We start from the raw sequence: 14,944 nt of genomic DNA on the forward strand, positions 1-14,944 counted from the left end.
CGGCGGTCCAGGACGCTGTCGTCGGCGGCCGGGCCCGCCGCCACTCGACGACCGGACGCCCGGTCAGCTCCGCCAGACGGGCACGTCCGGCAGCGGACCGGGCGGGTCGAGGGTGAGGCCGTGCCCGTCCGCGCGACCGGTCAGCCAGCCCAGGAGAGCCGCCGCCGGCCCCGAGACCCGCGGCCCGTGCCCGTCGCCGACCGGACGCAGCACCCGGTCCTCGTCGGCGACCAGCACCATGCCGGACACGTCGTCACGCTCCCGCAGCCCGGCCGCCGTGGTCGCGAGTTCGCGGGCGACGAAGAACGGCGGCCAGTCCGCGGGCCGGTGACCGCACCCCAGGTCGGTGTGGTGCACCTCCACCTCACGCAGCAGGCTGCCGACCGCGCGCCGCACGGGGCGCATCCTCCCGCCCAGCCAGCGCACCGGCACCTCCCACGCCGCATCCGGGTGCGCGGCGGCGGCCGTCAGGAACCCGCCCAGCGCACCGCGCAGGTCCGCCGCCAGCTCGCCGGCCCGCCGTCCGGCGCCCTCCTCGATCTCCCGCTCCCGCTGCGCCTCGTCGTCGTACTGGGCGAGGTCCGCGCCCGTGCGGGCGGCGGTCAGCAGCCGGGAGCGCGAATCGGCGCTGCGGGCGATGTGCGTGAGCACGTGCGCGCGGGTCCAGCCGGGCAGCAGCGAGGGGGCCCGCACGTCGTCGTCCGTCAGGGCCGCCGCCGAGGCGTGCAACCGCTCCACGGACGTGCGCAGCAGGGGCAGCAGGGCGGCGGGCCCCGCACTTCCGTCGTACGTCATGGCGTCTCTCCGTCCGGTGTCCGTGCGTCCCTGCACCGGTTCCCCCGGGACCCGCCCGTACCCGCCCGCGTCCGGGCGACCGGTGGACGTCCGTGCGAGAACGAACGGGTATGAGTGGCTCCGGCGTACTCGTGACCGCTAACTTCACCGGCCATGAAGCAGCGCAAGCAGAAGAAACTCTCCCACCGCCTCTTCGCAGCGATCCTCACAGGCGACGCCCTGCGCACGAAGGCCCTGTTGCGCAGTGGAGCAAGTCCAGAGATACGGGACACCGACGGCACCACTCCGCTGTACCTGGCCTCGGTACAGGGCGAGGCCGAGATGGCCCGTCTGCTCATGGAAGCCGGAGCTTCTCCCGACACCGAAAGCAGCGGCCCCGGCTCGGAGGGCACACCGCTGTGCGCAGCCGCCTGCTGGGGGCACACCGAAACGATCCGGCAGCTGTTGGCCCATGGCGCCGATCCCCACCTCCGCGAAGACCGCGGCGCGGGCAGGTCTCCGCTGGACTGGGCGGACAACGGACCTCACCCCGACGCCGCCGAACTCCTCCGGGCAGCGGGGGCGCGACCGGCAGTTCACCCGGCTCCGTAGCCGGCGCCACTGATCTCGCTTGGCGTTCACCCGAGGAATCCCTGACGAACGACCACGGTGTCGTCATCCGTCCAGCAAGATCTCACCGGTCACATGGACGACCAGGGCCATCACGCCGAGACCGAGAAGGAGAAGCCCCAGGGAAAGGACCATGTGCCAGGCGGCCTTGAGCGGCGAGTAACACAGCGTCATCTTGTCCGGATCGGACGGATCATAGGCAACGTAGACGGTATCGGTGGTGCTCTTGCCCGACACCTGATGCTTCCCGCCGTCCAGGTCTGTGTACGCGTAAGACGCGGTCCCGTTGTAGGTGTACTCCGCGACCTTCTCCGTCTCGACCGTGATGCCGTGCCGGGGCAGGTGCCACTGGCCGTACACGAGACCGAACGTCACGACGCCGATCGCGGTGAGCCCGAGACCGAAGGGAGCGACAAGCAGGGTCATGAACGCGCCGAGCCATTCACCACGGAGCCCGACGGCCAGGGCGAGGGCGACCGATACGCCGCCGATGACGATCGCCACCTTCTTCTGCTTGCGCAACTGCGGATCGTCCACGGACTCGGGCACGGTACGAGCGGACACCGGCGTCGAGCCGTCGACCGCCCCCACCTCCTCAGCGTGTCGCCGGTGAACCGGAGCACGGTGCCGTGGGAGCTGCGCAGGACGGGTATGGGCGAGGTCGACACAGCGGAGATCGTAAGGGTCTGAACGGGGTCGCCGGTCACGTCACAAGTTCGGGAGACGGCCGGGCGGCGTGAGGGATTCGAACCGGCCCTGTGACGCCCCGCCCGCCGTCACAGGCCGAAGAGCGGCATGACCCGGAGACCGAGGCCGGTGTCGCCCGTTCTCGTGGACAAAGCCACCCTGTCGAGCCGACGCGCGTCGGGCCGGGACGGGGCACCGTGAGCATCGCTCGCGGCCCCCCGTAGAGGGACGGCCGAGCTCTCCGGGGTTCCCCGCCTCGCCTCGCACAGTTGAATGTCAGTGTGACACTGAAAGCAGCGGGGTTCGGCGAGGACGATCTGAGGGCGCTGGCCGGGACCCGGTCCTTCGAGCGAGGGCTGGGATACCTGGACGCGGTGAGCGGGCTGGAGGTGGGGGAGGACTCGGTCACCGCCGTGGTGCACGGTACGGACGTCTACGAGGTGGAGCTCACCCTCGGCGGCGACAAGGCGGTCTCGGGACGGTGCGACTGCCCGTACGGGCAGGAGGGCAACTTCTGCAAGCACTGCGTGGCGGTCGGGCTCGCCGCGCTGCGGCGGGTGAAGACGGTCCCCCGGCAGCGAGTCGCGGCACGAGCGCGGGCTTCAGGCTTGGAAGCGTGGCTTTCGGCGCTCTCGCGTGACGAGCTCCTGGCGCTGGTGCGGGAGCAGATCGCCGAGGACCGGGGACTGCGCAGGCGCTTGGAGCTGCGGGCAGCCACCGCTCGCTGTGACCTCGGTACGGTCCGGGACCGGATCGTCGCCCTGACCGATCCACGACCGTTCGCCCGGTACGGATACGTCGAGTACGCGGATGCCTCCGGGTACGCACGACAAGTCGCCGAGGCGGCGGGCGCGCTGCGCGCCCTGACCGCCGACGGGCAGGCGGCGCATGCGGTGGATCTGGCCGAGGAGGCGATCCGGGTACTGGAGGAGGCGTACGAGGAGATCGACGACTCCGACGGTGTGGTCGGCCAAGCCCTCGCCGCGGTGGCCGAGGCCCATCTGGAGGCGTGCGGAGTCGCACGCCCCGATCCGGTCCGGCTGGCCGACTGGCTGGTCGGCTCGGTGCTCGACGACGGCGGCGACGTGACGGACCTGGACCCGCTGGACTACGCCGACGTGCTGGGACCGGGCGGGCTGGCTCGCGTGCGGCAACTGGCCACCGAGGCGCTCGAGCGCAGGCCGTCCGGCTGGGCGGAGCGGTACCTGATGGACCGTCTGATCAAGGCGGAGGGTGACGTCGACGCGTTGGTCGCCCTGCACGCGCGGGACCTCGTCCCGACCGGTGCGACCCATCTGCTCATCGCCGAGGAACTGGAATCGGCGGGACGCGCGGACGAGGCCCTTGCCTGGGCGGAGCGCGGACTGCGTGACTGCGCCGCCGAGGCGTACGTCGACGGCCGCCTGGTCGACTACGTGTGCGCGCGGTACGCGCGGACGGGGCGGGCGGCCGACGTGGTCGCGGCGCGCCGGGACCGGTTCCGCATCGAGCGGTCCCTGCCCGCCTACCGGCAACTGCGCGCCGCCGCCGGGGCGGCGGACTGCTGGGAGGCCGAGCGCGCGGCGGCGCTGGCCACCCTGGAGGAGGACGCCCCCCGGGAGCGCGGCGGCCGGTACGGCGGGCCCGTGCTGATCGACGCGTTGCTCGACGACGGCGATCTGGACGCCGCCTGGCGGGAGGCCGCCGGCCGCGCCGACGACCAGCAGTGGGCGCAGCTCGCCGATCTGTCACGCGACACGCGCCCGGCCGAGGCGCTCGATGTGTACCTGCGGCTGATCGAGCGATCGAAGGAGCCGACGGGCGACCGTGCCTACGAGCACCTGGCGCGACTGCTCCGAGCTGCCCGTGACTGCCATCGCGCGCTGGGGACCGAGGACGCGTTCACCCACCTTCTCGCCGAGCTGCGGAGGGAACTGAAACGCAGGCGGAAGCTGATGACCGTCCTTGACCGGCACGGGCTGTGAAAGGGCCCCGACAGAGGCCTTGCCGGCGAAGGGAGAACGACAGCGCCAGGGACCGCCTCTCCTCAGGGAAGAGAACGCCGGGTCCTGCCGACCGCCCGGGGGACACGCCGGGACGACGCCGGCATCATCGTCGGGCCGTGGTGCTGGCGCCGTCGAGCGCTTCCCGAATGATGTCGGCGTGCCCGGCGTGCTGCGCCGTCTCCCTGATCAGATGCAGCAGGATCCGGCGCGCGGACCAGTAGACGGTCTCCGGCGGAGACCACGGAGTCCTGGGCAGCGGTACGCTCCGGCCGAGGTCTGCAAGCCCCGCCACAGCCCCCTCGGTCGTCTGCGCAGCCGTCGCGTACTGCTCCAGCAGTACGGCAAGCGTCTCGTCCTCTGCCATCTGGTACTGCCCCATGTCGAGCATGCCTTCTGGCAGCTCGCCGTCCCCCTTGACCAAGACCTGTGTCCACACTCGCTCGCCATTGGCCAGGTGCTTGACGATCCCGCCCAGCGTGAGCTCGCTCACCGTCGTGCGTCGCGCGGCCTCGGCATCCGTGACCCCGCGGACTGCGATCAGAAGCAGCTCCCGCTGCTCCGCCAGTGCGCGCAACAGTTCACCTCGCTCACCTGGAAGAAACGGGAGCTGATTTTCCGGCGAAGTCGTCATGGGCTGACCGTAGGAGGGATCTAGGTCAGCTTGTGTCCTCGATTCGGTGCTCCGACGGGTGGAGTTGCGGCGACGCACACCCGCGGCTCGTACCGGGCGCGATACAGCGCGCCCGCTGTTCGGTCTCTTGGCTCCTGATGGATGAGCCGGAGAAGCCGCGCGGGCGCGTCGCGGGGACCGGTCCGCGATCCCTGGTAGGACGGCAGCCGTGAACTGGAATGACAGAACGAAAGACCAGAACCGGACCCTGGCCGAGGCGGGCGCCCTGCTCATCGAGGCCCGCCGCAAGGCCGTGGACCTCGTACGCGCCTCGGGCGCGGACCTGTCCCCCGAGGAACGCGACTGGGTCGGCCGTCCCTGCATGGCCGAACTGGACCCCCCGCCGACCCCGCATTTCTGCGGCTGCGACGACTACGGCGGCTCGGGCGGCGAAGAACCCTGCCTCAACACCTGGACCGACTTCACCGGCCCGGACTTCGGCACGGGATCGCCCACCAGGACCTGTGAGCACACGGAGTTCGAGCACGCCCAGATCTGACCGATCAGGAGGCCGCGGATGCCTGAGCCGAAGCGGAGCGACAGGACTGACGCGCAGTCGCGGCCGCCTTCTTCGGCTCGCTTCGGGTCGGACGGTCGTGCCCTTTACGACCCGCGCCCCGAGGATCCCGGCCGCTGGGCCTGGGACGGTGACCTGCCCTTGCCGGCCTTCGGAAAGCCGGAGGTGTAGGTGCGGGGTTCGGGGGCAGACGGGGGTGGAGCGCATGGGACCGCTTTGAGAAGACAGAGCCTGCTCGTACCCCCTGCCGGCAGGCTCTCGGGTTGTCGAACGGTCCGCACCACCGGGCGGTGGTGCGGACCGTTCGGCATGTCCCGGCCCTCCCGGTATCTGGTGAACGGGCGCCCGGGGACGGCGCGCTCCTGTGCCACACGGCCTGCCGCATCACCGCCCTGTCACACAGATGGGGAGCGTGGACCAGGGCGGAGCCTTCTGGGTGAGCCCCGCGGGCAAGCCCGTTTCCGCGGCGACACCTGTTTCTCCGCGACACCCGGAGGAAGAGGTCGGGCGTTCACGGGCCGGGAGGGCGGCGGTGGTAAGCAGCCGGACCTCCTCACCCTGTGAGGAGCCGGCCCACTCACCACCGCAGGACACGACGTTGACAAGCGCCTGTTCGAGTACGCCGCTACTGTTTCCCCGGCGTCCGGGACGATCCCGGTCCGCATGAGGGGGGAAAGTGAAGAAGACCCTGTTCGAAGAGCTGTTCCGCAGGAGACCGCATCCGGTGCTGCGCCTGCTGGGCAACCTCGTGCTCTGCACGTTCCAGCTGGTATTCGTCATCGCCGTGATCACGCACTTCCACAGTGCCTGGCGGTGGCTCGCGGTCCCGTTCGGGCTCTGGGCGATGCTGGCCGACGGCCGGGGCGCGGCCTTGGCGGTACAGGACCTTCGGCGGCGCGACACCGCTCCGGCACCGGAGTGAAACCGGCAGGGCAAGGGACTTTCGAACCGTTATGCCCCGCCGCGCTCCTGGAGCGTCCTGAGGATCTGCCAGGTCTTTCGCGTGGCGATGACCGCCACCGCAAGAGCAACCGCAGTGAACAGGACCACCAGGAAAGGACTCCTGCAGCGGGCAGCGGTGACCACCATGCAGATCAGGACGGCCCAGTCGATCCAGGCCTGCTTCAGCACCACCGACAACTTGTTCACGACTTCCTCCTGGCAGGGAAGTGGATCACGGCGCCGACCCTCGTCACCGACGGCCTCTGCCGCAGCCCATTCCGCTGGAGGGTGGGGTGTTACCCCTAGAGCCATTTGTTGCGGCGTAGGGCGCGGTAGACGACCGTGCACACGGTGATCATGGTCAGCCAGACCGCTGGGTAGCCGTAGGGGGAGGCGAGTTCGGGCATGTGCTCGAAGTTCATGCCGTAGATGCCGACGATCATGGTGGGGACGGCGATGAGGGCGGCCCAGGCGCTGATGCGGCGCATGTCGGCGTTCTGCTGGACGCCGAGCTGGGCGATGCTTGCGGTGAGCATGCCGGTGATCAGTTCGTCGAAGGACAGGATCTGTTCGATGACGCGCTGGTGGTGGTCGGTGACGTCCCGGAAGTAGGTGGCCACCTTCGGCGGGATCCCCGGCACGCTGTTGTCGCTCAGGCGCTGCAGGGAGCCGGTGAGGGGCATGACGGCGCGTTTGAACTCCAGCAGTTCCCGCTTGAGCTGGTAGATGCGTGCGGCGTCGACGGGTGTGTCGGGGGAGAAGACCTCGGCTTCCAGGGTGTCGACGTCGCCGGCGAAGGCGTCGGCGACGTCGATGTAGCGGTCGACGACCATGTCGGCCACCGCGTGCAGGACGGCGGCAGGACCGCGGCCCAGCTGCCGGGGGTCTTCCTGGAGCAGACGGCGCACGCCTTCCAGCGGGGGCGCGCTGCCGTGGCGGACGGTGATCGCGTAGCCGGGGCCGGCGAAGACCATGATCTCGCCGGTGTCGACGATCTCGCTGGTCGCGGTGACCTTCTCGTGGTCGACGTAGACGATCGTCTTCAGCACCAGGAACAGCATGTCGCCGTAGCGCTCCAGCTTGGGACGCTGATGGGCGTGGACGGCGTCCTCGACGGCCAGGGGGTGCAGGCCGAAGGCGTCGGCGACCTCCTGCAACTGCTCCGCGGTGGGCTCGTACAGACCGATCCACGCGAACCGCCCGGCCTGCGGGTCCATCCGCTTCTTGATCGCCTCCAGGCTCACCTGCCCGGGAATCCGGTGACCGTCCTCGTACAGCGCGCAGTCCACCACCGCCGAAGGCAAGGCACCCGTCTCCTTGCCGTCCTGTTGTGTCACTGGCCCCTCGTTCCGCTCGTTTCCCATGTCCGGGGGCAACCTACCCCTCCGGCGGACGGACCGGCTTCGACGGCAAACGGTCCAGGTCCGTCGCCAACGCACACCCCGTCCTCCGATGTGGCTCCATGTCCTCCCTCCGTGAGCTCCACGTGCCCTCTCCTCAAGGGAAGGACCGGGCGATGAGCCCGTGCGGGCCACCTGGAGCGAAACCTCGGCGCCCTCCGACAGGTGATCTTGACCGGTTCCCAGGCCAGGCTGACGAGCGCCGACTGCGGCCACCGGCCCTTCCGACCTCCCGTTTGTACTGGTCAAGGGCATGCCGACAAGAGAACGCACCGCTCGGTGGCGGGCCTGTGACCAGCAGATTCACAGCCGGCCGCCGCCCCTCCGGGCGCTTTGCCGGGCACGGCCGGTCGTGCTGGCGGCCAAGTAGAAAAGGCTCACCAGCCGCCGTCCTTTTTGCGATGCTCCGCGACGGGACCTTCTACGAACCGCAGCCGTTCGTGCTGTCGATCTACAGATCCAGACCGCGGTCAGGAGGTGATCCGTCGGTTCGTAGTCGATCTTCCAGCCGGCCCAGACCCCGCAGAACCCATCCTCGATACGTCCTCAAGCGGTCCGCCGTCATGCAGGCGGCACATCGCAACATCGGCGATCCGATCCCCCGGCGACACCACCGGCCCCCAGCTGCGCGAGTACGCCGACGAAGTCGAGCACGTACGCCTCCTGTACCGGGTCACGGCACTTCGCACGGTGGTTGTCTCGGGTGAAAGTTCCTGCGTTGCAGGTCAGAGCCCTGCAGCGGCTTGAGGGACATGAGGGACGTTCTCGTAGAGGCAGATCACGATCAGCGCCACGGTTCATCGTCCGGCGTCGGCGGATAGAGGTCCAAGACGATGTTGAGGCCGAGTAGCCCGATTTCCTTGAGGAGCTGAGCCGGGAGCGCGCACCCTCCCTGTCCGTTTTCGCTGCCGAAGCCGAGGAAGAGTTCCAGTTCGCAGTCGGCCGCCAGGCGTGAGAGTGCTTCCTCGCGGCCCTCAAGGCGTTTGACCAGTGCTGCAGCGTGCTCATCGGGCCAGCGGTCATTTCCCAGACCGCTCTTGAGGGTCCAGACGGAGAAGTCGCGTGGGAAGGTGTCCGTGCAGGGAATCGCGACGTGTCCGTGCTCGTGGTGGTCGTCCGGAGCGAGCCGGATAACCGCCGTGATCTCGTCAGCGGTGATCGTCCGGCTCGTAATGCGCAGCGATCCGGCCGACCACTTCGAGTCCGGCATCGGCGGCTGCGTCGTCAGTTCGTTCGGCACGACCACACGATGGCAGGCCGCGTTCGTGCGGGCCAGCGACTTCTTCGGCCCGGTAGTCGCCTTGAGGAGGTTCAGGGCTCCTGGTGTCCTGCGGCCAGGAGCCTGGCGGCAGCTTCCGCAGGGGTGTCGTAGTAGCCGGGACGGGCCAGGAGGACCGAGCTGAAGAAGTAGCCCTGTGTTTCGTCGGGTGCGTCGTCGGCCTCGAAGGGGCGCCAGAAGCTGAGGAGGAGGTCGGGTGCGACGAAAGAGGCCGGGTCGTCCTCAGCCTCGGCGATGGTCGTGAGCCCTCGCATCCGGGTGACCACCTCGGCTGCGGGAAGGCCGAAGATGTCGACACCGCGGAATCGGACGGTGTCCTGGCGGCCGGCGGGTCGACCCAGCTCGATCGCTTCGAGCTCGCCGCGCGAGCAGTGAATGCTGACCATCAGACCGCTGGGACGGAAGACGAACCTGCCGGGCCGGTCCGATTCCGAGATCGTTGAGGGGTCGCGGAACGAGGCGAGTGCCTGGTCGGCTGCCGCGTAGGGCATGCCGATGGCCAGGGCGCCTATGCCTGTGGGCGGTGCGAGTTCGAATTCCATGCGCGAATGATTCCAGAGCCCGAGCCCCTGATCGTCGTGGCGGTTGGTGCCAGAGGATAGCCAGTTCTGCTCGCTCATCGTGCGCCTGAGAGGTCGTTTTCGCCCAATGTTTCATCTCGGGACGAGGTGTTCCGCATGCTTTTCGGATTGCGCCCGAAACATCCCACCTCAGGACGAAACATCGGATGAAAACGGCCTCTCGGAACGCCGGGGTTTTGAGGGGTGTTCTGCGAACGGAGACGCGGACGAACCGGGGGTGCTTCGGATGCCCTGCGGAACTCGCACAACTGGTCAGTTGTGGGAGCTGGGCGGCAGCGGATTCTCCTCCAGCCAGCGCCGGACCAGCGCCGCGTCCTGCGGGCGTCCGAGCGCGTCCAGGACGTACACCTGGAGATCGAGAACCGCGTGGAGCCGTGGAAGCAGGAAGGGCATCTCGGCGATGTGACGCCGGTAGCACTCCACGGCTTCACCTATGACGCCGAGCGCCGCGGACAGGTCGCCTCCGTCTGCCAGGCGCAAGGCCCAGATGGACAGTGAGTGGGCGAGGTCGGGTTCGAAGGCGACGGAGTCCGCCCGCGCCAGCCGCCGGTAGATGCCCACCGCCTCCTTGGTGGCGGCCAGGCCCTCGGCTTGGCGCCCCGCGTCCCACAGCCGGTTGCCCAGGTTGGTCAGCGAGTCGGCGAGGTCAGGTTCGAAGGCGGCTGGATCCGCCTGCGTCAGCCTGCGCCGGATTTCCACCGCCTCTTCGGTTACGGCCAAGGCCTCAGCCCCGTGCCCCGCCTTCGCCAGCTGGAGGCCGAGGTTGCTCAGCGAGGTGGCGAGGTCGGGTTCGAAGGCGGCGGGGTCCGCCTGTGTCAGCCGCCCAAGGATGCCCACCCCCTCCTGCTCGACGGCCAGGGCCTCACTGCTGCGCCCTACCCCCGACAGGTGGACGCCGAGGTTGGACAGCGAGCGGGCGAGGGCGAGTTCAAAGGCGGCAGGATCCGTTTGCGCCAGCCGCCGGTAAATGTCCACCGCCTCGTTGGTGGCGGCCAGGGCCTCAGCCCCGTGCCCCGCCTTCGCCAGCTGGAGGCCGAGGTTGGTCAGCGAGTCGGCGAGGGCGGGTTCGAAGGCGGTGGGGTCCGTCTGTGCCAGCCTGCGCCGGATTTCCAGCGCCTCTTCGGTGGCGGTCAGGGCCTCAGCTCGGCGCCCTACGTCTGACAGGTAGACGCCGAGGTTGGACAGCGAGTCGGCGAGGGCGGGTTCGAAGGCGGTGGGGTCCGCTTGCGCCAGCCTGCGCCGGATTTCCAGCGCCTCTTCGGTGGCGGCCAAGCCCTCATCGCGGCGCCCCGCCTCTGACAGCCGGTTGCCGAGGTTGGTCAATGAGTCGGCGAGGGCGGGTTCGAAGGCGGTGGGGTCCGTCTGTGCAAGCCTGCGCCGGATTTCCAGCGCCTCTTCGGTGGCGGCCAAGCCCTCACCGCGGTGTCCCGCGTACGACAGGTGGTTGCCGAGGTTGGACAGCGAGGTGGTAAGGGCGGGTTCGAAGGCGGCGGGGTCCGCCTGCGTCAGCCGCCGGTAGATGCTCACCGCCTCCTTGGTGGCGGCCAGGGCTTGCGCTCGGTGCCCCGCGTCCGACAGCCGGTTGCCGAGGTTGGTCAGCGAGATGGCGAGGTCGGGTTCGAAGGCGGCGGGGTCCGCCTGCGTCAGCCGCCGGTAGATGCTCACCGCCTCCTCGGCGGCGGCCAAGGCCTCACCGCGGTGCCCCGCCTCCGACAGCCGGTTGCCGAGGTTGGTCAGCGAGCCGGAGAGCTCGGGTTCGAAGTCGGAAGGGTTGTCGGCCGCCAGCCTGCGCTGGATCTTCACCGCCTCTTCGGTGGCGGCCAGGGCCTCACCGCGGCGCCCCGCGTCGGACAGCCGGATGCCGAAGTTGGACAGCGACTCGGCCAGCTCGGGTTCGAAGTCGGAAGGGTTGTCGGCCGCCAGCCTGCGCTGGATCTTCACCGTCTCCTCGGTGGCGGCCAGGGCCTCACCGCGGCGCCCCGCGTCCGAAAGGTAGTTGCCGAGGATGGACAGCGAGCTGGCGAGGGCGGGTTCGAAGGCGGCGGGGTTGTCGGCCGCCAGTTGCTGGTTGGTCCGGGCGAGGGCGTCGGTGAGCCGCAGGGCGAGCGGGGCAATGACGCGGGAGGGGTAGGGGAGCGCGGCGGTGACGATCCGGGTGGCCTGGTAGGTGAGGGGTGTTGTGTCGAGGGCGGTGTCGAGAGTATGGAGGAGGTGGTCGGTTTCGGTGGTGCGGGTGGCGTTGTAGTGGGCGATGGCGGCGCGGGCCAGGACGGTGACGGTCTGGGCCTGTTGGCCAGGATCGGCGGTGGTGAGGAGGGCGGGCAGATTGATGTCGCCCTTCATCAACACACTGGCGGCGTGGTACTCGGCGATGCGGTCGGGTTGGAGGCTGCCCCAGTAGCGGTCGGGGTCGGCCGGGTACAGGCGTGCGAGCCAGGCGGCGGTGTGCGCGATCTTGGGGGCGGGCACCGCAGGGAGGGCCGTCAGGACGCGGGCGGCCGCATCAGTGCTGTCGGCGCCGCACAGGGCGGCGATGGCGACGGTGGCCTTCAGAGTGGCGGTGTCGAGGCCGAGCTGGAAGGCGTCGGCGTCGGCGCTGTCCTTCCAGAAGCGTTCCTCATGCTCCAGCAGGATCTTCTCCGCGGGGTCGCCGGGGGCGGTGGTGACGGGGCGGGGTCCGTGCTGGAGGAGGGTGACCAGAGCGGCCATTTGCAGGGTGAGGGCGTTGCTGTAGCGGGGGTGGGCCAGGTTGTCGGCGGGCCGCAGGGTGCCGGCGAGAACGGTCCAGTCGTGGCCGGGAACGCTGGGGATGCGGGGCAGTAGGAGAGCCAGGTCGCGGGCGGCGTCGCGGAAGGCCTCGCTGCGGTCGCGGGTGGTCGGGGCGGCGGGCTGGAGCGGGCCGAGCGGGACAACAGGGGCCGAGGCCAGCAGGCGGCGCACCGGGGCGACGGCGCTGAGGGTGTCGGTTCGCCATTCGCCGTCGGAGCGGGCGAGGAGCAGCAGGCGGACGCGGTGGCGTGTGGTGTGCAGGTGGGTGACCAGGCGGCGCAGCAGGCGGGGGCGGGTCTCGGCGTAGTCGATGACCAGGAGCAGGGGTAAGGCGGTGGTCAGGGGGGTGAAAGCGGGCGGGGTGTCGTGGTCGGTGAGGTCGGAGCGCAGGTGTCCGGTGACCCAGCCTTGGCGGCTGAGGGTGTCGGTGAGGTGGCGGGCGAGGCGGGTCTTGCCCTGGCCGCCGGGGCCGGTGATCACGCGGATCGAGATCTTGGCGGAGTCGGTGGTGCACCAGGTGTGCAGGTCGGCGAGTTCGCGGTCGCGGCCGTGGAAGGTGACGGCTTCGGTGTCGGCGCGCAGGAGGGCGGCGGGTGAGTGGAGGTCGCGGTCGGCGGTGGCGGGTTTGAGGAGGGGGGCGGGTTCGATGGGTTCGAGGACCGGCTCCCATCCGGTGTGCCGGGTGATGAGGCGGCGGAATTCGGAGGGTTGGCCGTCCTGGTCGGTGAGGAGGTGGCTGATGGAGGTGGCGGTGAGACGGGTGCCCCCGTCGGCCTGACGGTCGTAGCGGACGATGCCGCACAGCAGGTCGCCGCCATGTCCGTCGTCGGCCAGAACGGCCGCGCCGGAGATGCCGGACCAACGGGTGCCGCCCGGAACGGGCGTGCCCGCGGGCACCGGGGTGGTGCTGGTGACCTCGTAGCGGCCGGCCAGCGCCCCGGTGCCCGGAGTGATCCGGCCCTCCAGGTGCTCGTCCAGGCGGCCTCGATCGGTGTCTTTCTGCAGGCGGGGAAAGCCGGTCAGGGACACCTGGTGGGAGCGGGTGCCGATCAGACGCCCGTAGCGCTGGGGCGGCCTGGTGACCAGGTCGGACAGGGACTCGGGGACCGGCCAGTGGCAGTCGGCGTCGATCTCCACGAGCGCGGCGTCGACCTCGCCGTCGCGCTGGCGCCAGCGCACGTACGCCGGGTATTCCCGCTCGCTGTGATCGGGCTGGCACACGGTCACCGCGTCCGGCCCGCCGTCCGGGTCCAAACCGTCCAGGACGTGGTCGGCGGTCAGGACCAGCCTGGGTGCGACCAGGTATCCCGTCCCGAACCCCTTGGCGTCCTTGCCCTTGCGTGCCACCCGGATCTTTACCCGGCGGTCGAACTCCACAAATACTCCCCCGTATCCCCTGCTCCTGGCGCCCGTCCCAAAGGCGGGTTACTCCTCGTCGCCGACTTCGATGTTGCCGCCGTCCGTCTGCCGGGGAGTCAGCTTCACGTGCAGGGTGTGGCTGGCCTTGGCGCCGCTCTCCTTCTTCCCGCCGAAGCTGATCACGCTCCACTTCAGCCCACCGCTGACGCCCTTGGCCTCGGTCAGCTCCAGGCCGAGGTCCAAGGTGATCTCCTCCAGCGTGAACCGCACACCCTTGTCACCATTGCCCGTAGGACGGGCGATGCGGCGCTGGGACTCGGCGATCTGATCGCGCAGCAGCGTGATCGCATCCGCCAGGTCCATCCACTCCCCGCCCGTACCATCCGTTGCACCGTCCGTGCCGCTCATGCCAGTCCCCTCCCTTGCCCCCTGCCCTTACGCAGAGGTGCATACCGGCCCACTTCCCACCACCGCTGCAGGCCAACCTTCAGGGCGCCGCAGCGCGGAGCATGATCCTGCTCCACCCGTGACCGCGCCTATCGTTCTCGGGTCAGTACACCTGGCGGGGCGCCGTTCCCGGGCCGGATCGGGTGAAGGACCACTGCGGCCCGGTGGCGACCATGCCGCCAGCAGCGTCAAGGCTGCCAAGGCCCGCTGGACCATCGAGAAGGGCGCCGCGCTGAAGATCCTGGTGGACCAGGATCTCTGCACCGCCCGTGGCCGCACCTCACTCGCCGCTTACGCAGACGAGGTCCTGTACACCAGCCGGGACAACCTCTATAAGACCATCGAGACCATCGAGGCCGTCGAAGCCGTCGAAGCCCTCCAGGCCGTCCTTGCCGCTCCCCGAGTGTCGAAAATTTTCGACACTCCCCAAGGCCTCCCAGGCCAAGGCCCTATTCCCGTTCTCGCGCTCGACAGCGGCGAGGACAAGGCCGTCGAGATCGTCACCGACGTCAAGACGAGCGGGAAGAAGGTCACCGCGGCCGCCTTGACGGTCACGGCCAAGCGTCTCGGCTACACCAAGCCCGTCGTGCCCGCACAGGCCGGCACCGAACAGCAGACGGCGGACGCCGGGCTGAGCGGCGCAGAGATCAACACAGTGCTCACCGGCCTCGTACAGGATCTCCGCCGTGCCCTGAGCCGGGTGGAGAAGCTGCCCCAGCGGTACACCGCTGCCGCAGCCGACCAGACAGAAGCCGCCAGGACCCGTGACGAAGCCAGGAGGCTGCTCCGGCAGATCACCAGCGGTCTGCGCGAGGGCAACGAACAGAGCTGAATCCCGGACCCTGTCCCGCCTGTACGTCGAGTGGCCCCCACCGTCCGGTGGGGGCCACTCGACGTACAGGCG

General features: G+C 69.9%; 14 protein-coding genes. 5 read left to right on the forward strand and 9 right to left on the reverse strand.

Translation table 11 applies throughout. The annotated features are described in order from the left end of the window. Positions 1 to 63: 63 nt before the first annotated feature. Positions 64 to 795, reverse strand: a complete 732-nt coding sequence (locus ACWGSR_RS35500) for a maleylpyruvate isomerase family mycothiol-dependent enzyme (protein ID WP_453573134.1) — start codon at positions 793 to 795, stop codon at positions 64 to 66. A 153-nt stretch (positions 796 to 948) separates the two neighbouring features. Here ACWGSR_RS35500 and ACWGSR_RS35505 point away from each other — a divergent pair, with 153 nt between their 5' ends. Beyond that, positions 949 to 1,386 (forward strand): ankyrin repeat domain-containing protein, encoded by a 438-nt coding sequence (locus tag ACWGSR_RS35505; protein WP_376242690.1) that lies wholly within the window; start codon positions 949 to 951, stop codon positions 1,384 to 1,386. Between the two features lie 63 nt (positions 1,387 to 1,449). Here ACWGSR_RS35505 and ACWGSR_RS35510 read toward each other — a convergent pair whose 3' ends face one another. Continuing rightward, positions 1,450 to 1,995 (reverse strand): hypothetical protein, encoded by a 546-nt coding sequence (locus ACWGSR_RS35510; RefSeq protein WP_453573137.1) that lies wholly within the window; start codon positions 1,993 to 1,995, stop codon positions 1,450 to 1,452. Positions 1,996 to 2,372: 377 nt separating this feature from the next. Here ACWGSR_RS35510 and ACWGSR_RS35515 point away from each other — a divergent pair, with 377 nt between their 5' ends. Then, positions 2,373 to 4,055, forward strand: coding sequence for an SWIM zinc finger family protein (locus tag ACWGSR_RS35515; RefSeq protein ID WP_453573140.1), 1,683 nt, complete (start codon positions 2,373 to 2,375; stop codon positions 4,053 to 4,055). A gap of 124 nt (positions 4,056 to 4,179) precedes the next feature. Here the strand turns inward: ACWGSR_RS35515 and ACWGSR_RS35520 are convergent, their stop codons facing one another. Beyond that, complete coding sequence (locus ACWGSR_RS35520; RefSeq protein WP_453573143.1) at positions 4,180 to 4,707, reverse strand: DinB family protein; 528 nt, start codon at positions 4,705 to 4,707, stop codon at positions 4,180 to 4,182. A 208-nt stretch (positions 4,708 to 4,915) separates the two neighbouring features. Between ACWGSR_RS35520 and ACWGSR_RS35525 the strand changes: the two genes are divergently transcribed. Together ACWGSR_RS35525 and ACWGSR_RS35530 are read left to right on the forward strand one after the other, a co-directional pair. Beyond that, a complete protein-coding gene (locus ACWGSR_RS35525) occupies positions 4,916 to 5,245 on the forward strand; it encodes a DUF6422 family protein (protein WP_376242700.1) in 330 nt (109 codons plus the stop codon). A gap of 694 nt (positions 5,246 to 5,939) precedes the next feature. Further along, positions 5,940 to 6,185 (forward strand): hypothetical protein, encoded by a 246-nt coding sequence (locus ACWGSR_RS35530; protein WP_453573146.1) that lies wholly within the window; start codon positions 5,940 to 5,942, stop codon positions 6,183 to 6,185. A 29-nt stretch (positions 6,186 to 6,214) separates the two neighbouring features. Here ACWGSR_RS35530 and ACWGSR_RS35535 read toward each other — a convergent pair whose 3' ends face one another. From ACWGSR_RS35535 to ACWGSR_RS35560, 6 genes are all read right to left on the reverse strand, one after another. Further along, a complete protein-coding gene (locus tag ACWGSR_RS35535) occupies positions 6,215 to 6,412 on the reverse strand; it encodes a hypothetical protein (protein WP_376242704.1) in 198 nt (65 codons plus the stop codon). A gap of 95 nt (positions 6,413 to 6,507) precedes the next feature. Beyond that, the gene (locus tag ACWGSR_RS35540) at positions 6,508 to 7,509 is read right to left on the reverse strand and encodes a magnesium and cobalt transport protein CorA (RefSeq protein ID WP_376328750.1); all 1,002 of its coding nucleotides are present in this window, start codon (positions 7,507 to 7,509) and stop codon (positions 6,508 to 6,510) included. A gap of 880 nt (positions 7,510 to 8,389) precedes the next feature. After that, a complete protein-coding gene (locus ACWGSR_RS35545) occupies positions 8,390 to 8,845 on the reverse strand; it encodes a DUF4279 domain-containing protein (RefSeq protein WP_453573149.1) in 456 nt (151 codons plus the stop codon). A 71-nt stretch (positions 8,846 to 8,916) separates the two neighbouring features. Continuing rightward, the gene (locus ACWGSR_RS35550; protein WP_453573153.1) at positions 8,917 to 9,504 is read right to left on the reverse strand and encodes a hypothetical protein; all 588 of its coding nucleotides are present in this window, start codon (positions 9,502 to 9,504) and stop codon (positions 8,917 to 8,919) included. Positions 9,505 to 9,717: 213 nt separating this feature from the next. Continuing rightward, complete coding sequence (locus tag ACWGSR_RS35555; protein WP_453573156.1) at positions 9,718 to 13,611, reverse strand: tetratricopeptide repeat protein; 3,894 nt, start codon at positions 13,609 to 13,611, stop codon at positions 9,718 to 9,720. A gap of 48 nt (positions 13,612 to 13,659) precedes the next feature. Then, the gene (locus ACWGSR_RS35560; protein ID WP_453573158.1) at positions 13,660 to 14,001 is read right to left on the reverse strand and encodes a trypco2 family protein; all 342 of its coding nucleotides are present in this window, start codon (positions 13,999 to 14,001) and stop codon (positions 13,660 to 13,662) included. 118 nt (positions 14,002 to 14,119) lie between these two features. On the opposite strand from ACWGSR_RS35560, the gene ACWGSR_RS35565 reads away from it, so the two are divergent. Then, positions 14,120 to 14,872 carry a hypothetical protein gene (locus ACWGSR_RS35565; RefSeq protein ID WP_453573161.1) on the forward strand — a complete coding sequence of 251 codons (753 nt, stop codon included), beginning with the start codon at positions 14,120 to 14,122 and terminating at the stop codon, positions 14,870 to 14,872. Positions 14,873 to 14,944: the final 72 nt, after the last annotated feature.

The organism is Streptomyces sp. NPDC055632, assembly GCF_053618675.1.

What these genes read in the sequence shown, in the direction of transcription:
- ACWGSR_RS35520 (WP_453573143.1), bottom strand. Translation starts at nt 4,707, where the DNA reads ATGACGACTTCGCCGGAAAATCAGCTCCCGTTTCTTCCAGGTGAGCGA.
- ACWGSR_RS35500 (WP_453573134.1), bottom strand. Translation starts at nt 795, where the DNA reads ATGACGTACGACGGAAGTGCGGGGCCCGCCGCCCTGCTGCCCCTGCTG.
- ACWGSR_RS35505 (WP_376242690.1), top strand. Translation starts at nt 949, where the DNA reads ATGAAGCAGCGCAAGCAGAAGAAACTCTCCCACCGCCTCTTCGCAGCG.
- ACWGSR_RS35560 (WP_453573158.1), bottom strand. Translation starts at nt 14,001, where the DNA reads ATGAGCGGCACGGACGGTGCAACGGATGGTACGGGCGGGGAGTGGATG.
- ACWGSR_RS35550 (WP_453573153.1), bottom strand. Translation starts at nt 9,504, where the DNA reads ATGAGCGAGCAGAACTGGCTATCCTCTGGCACCAACCGCCACGACGAT.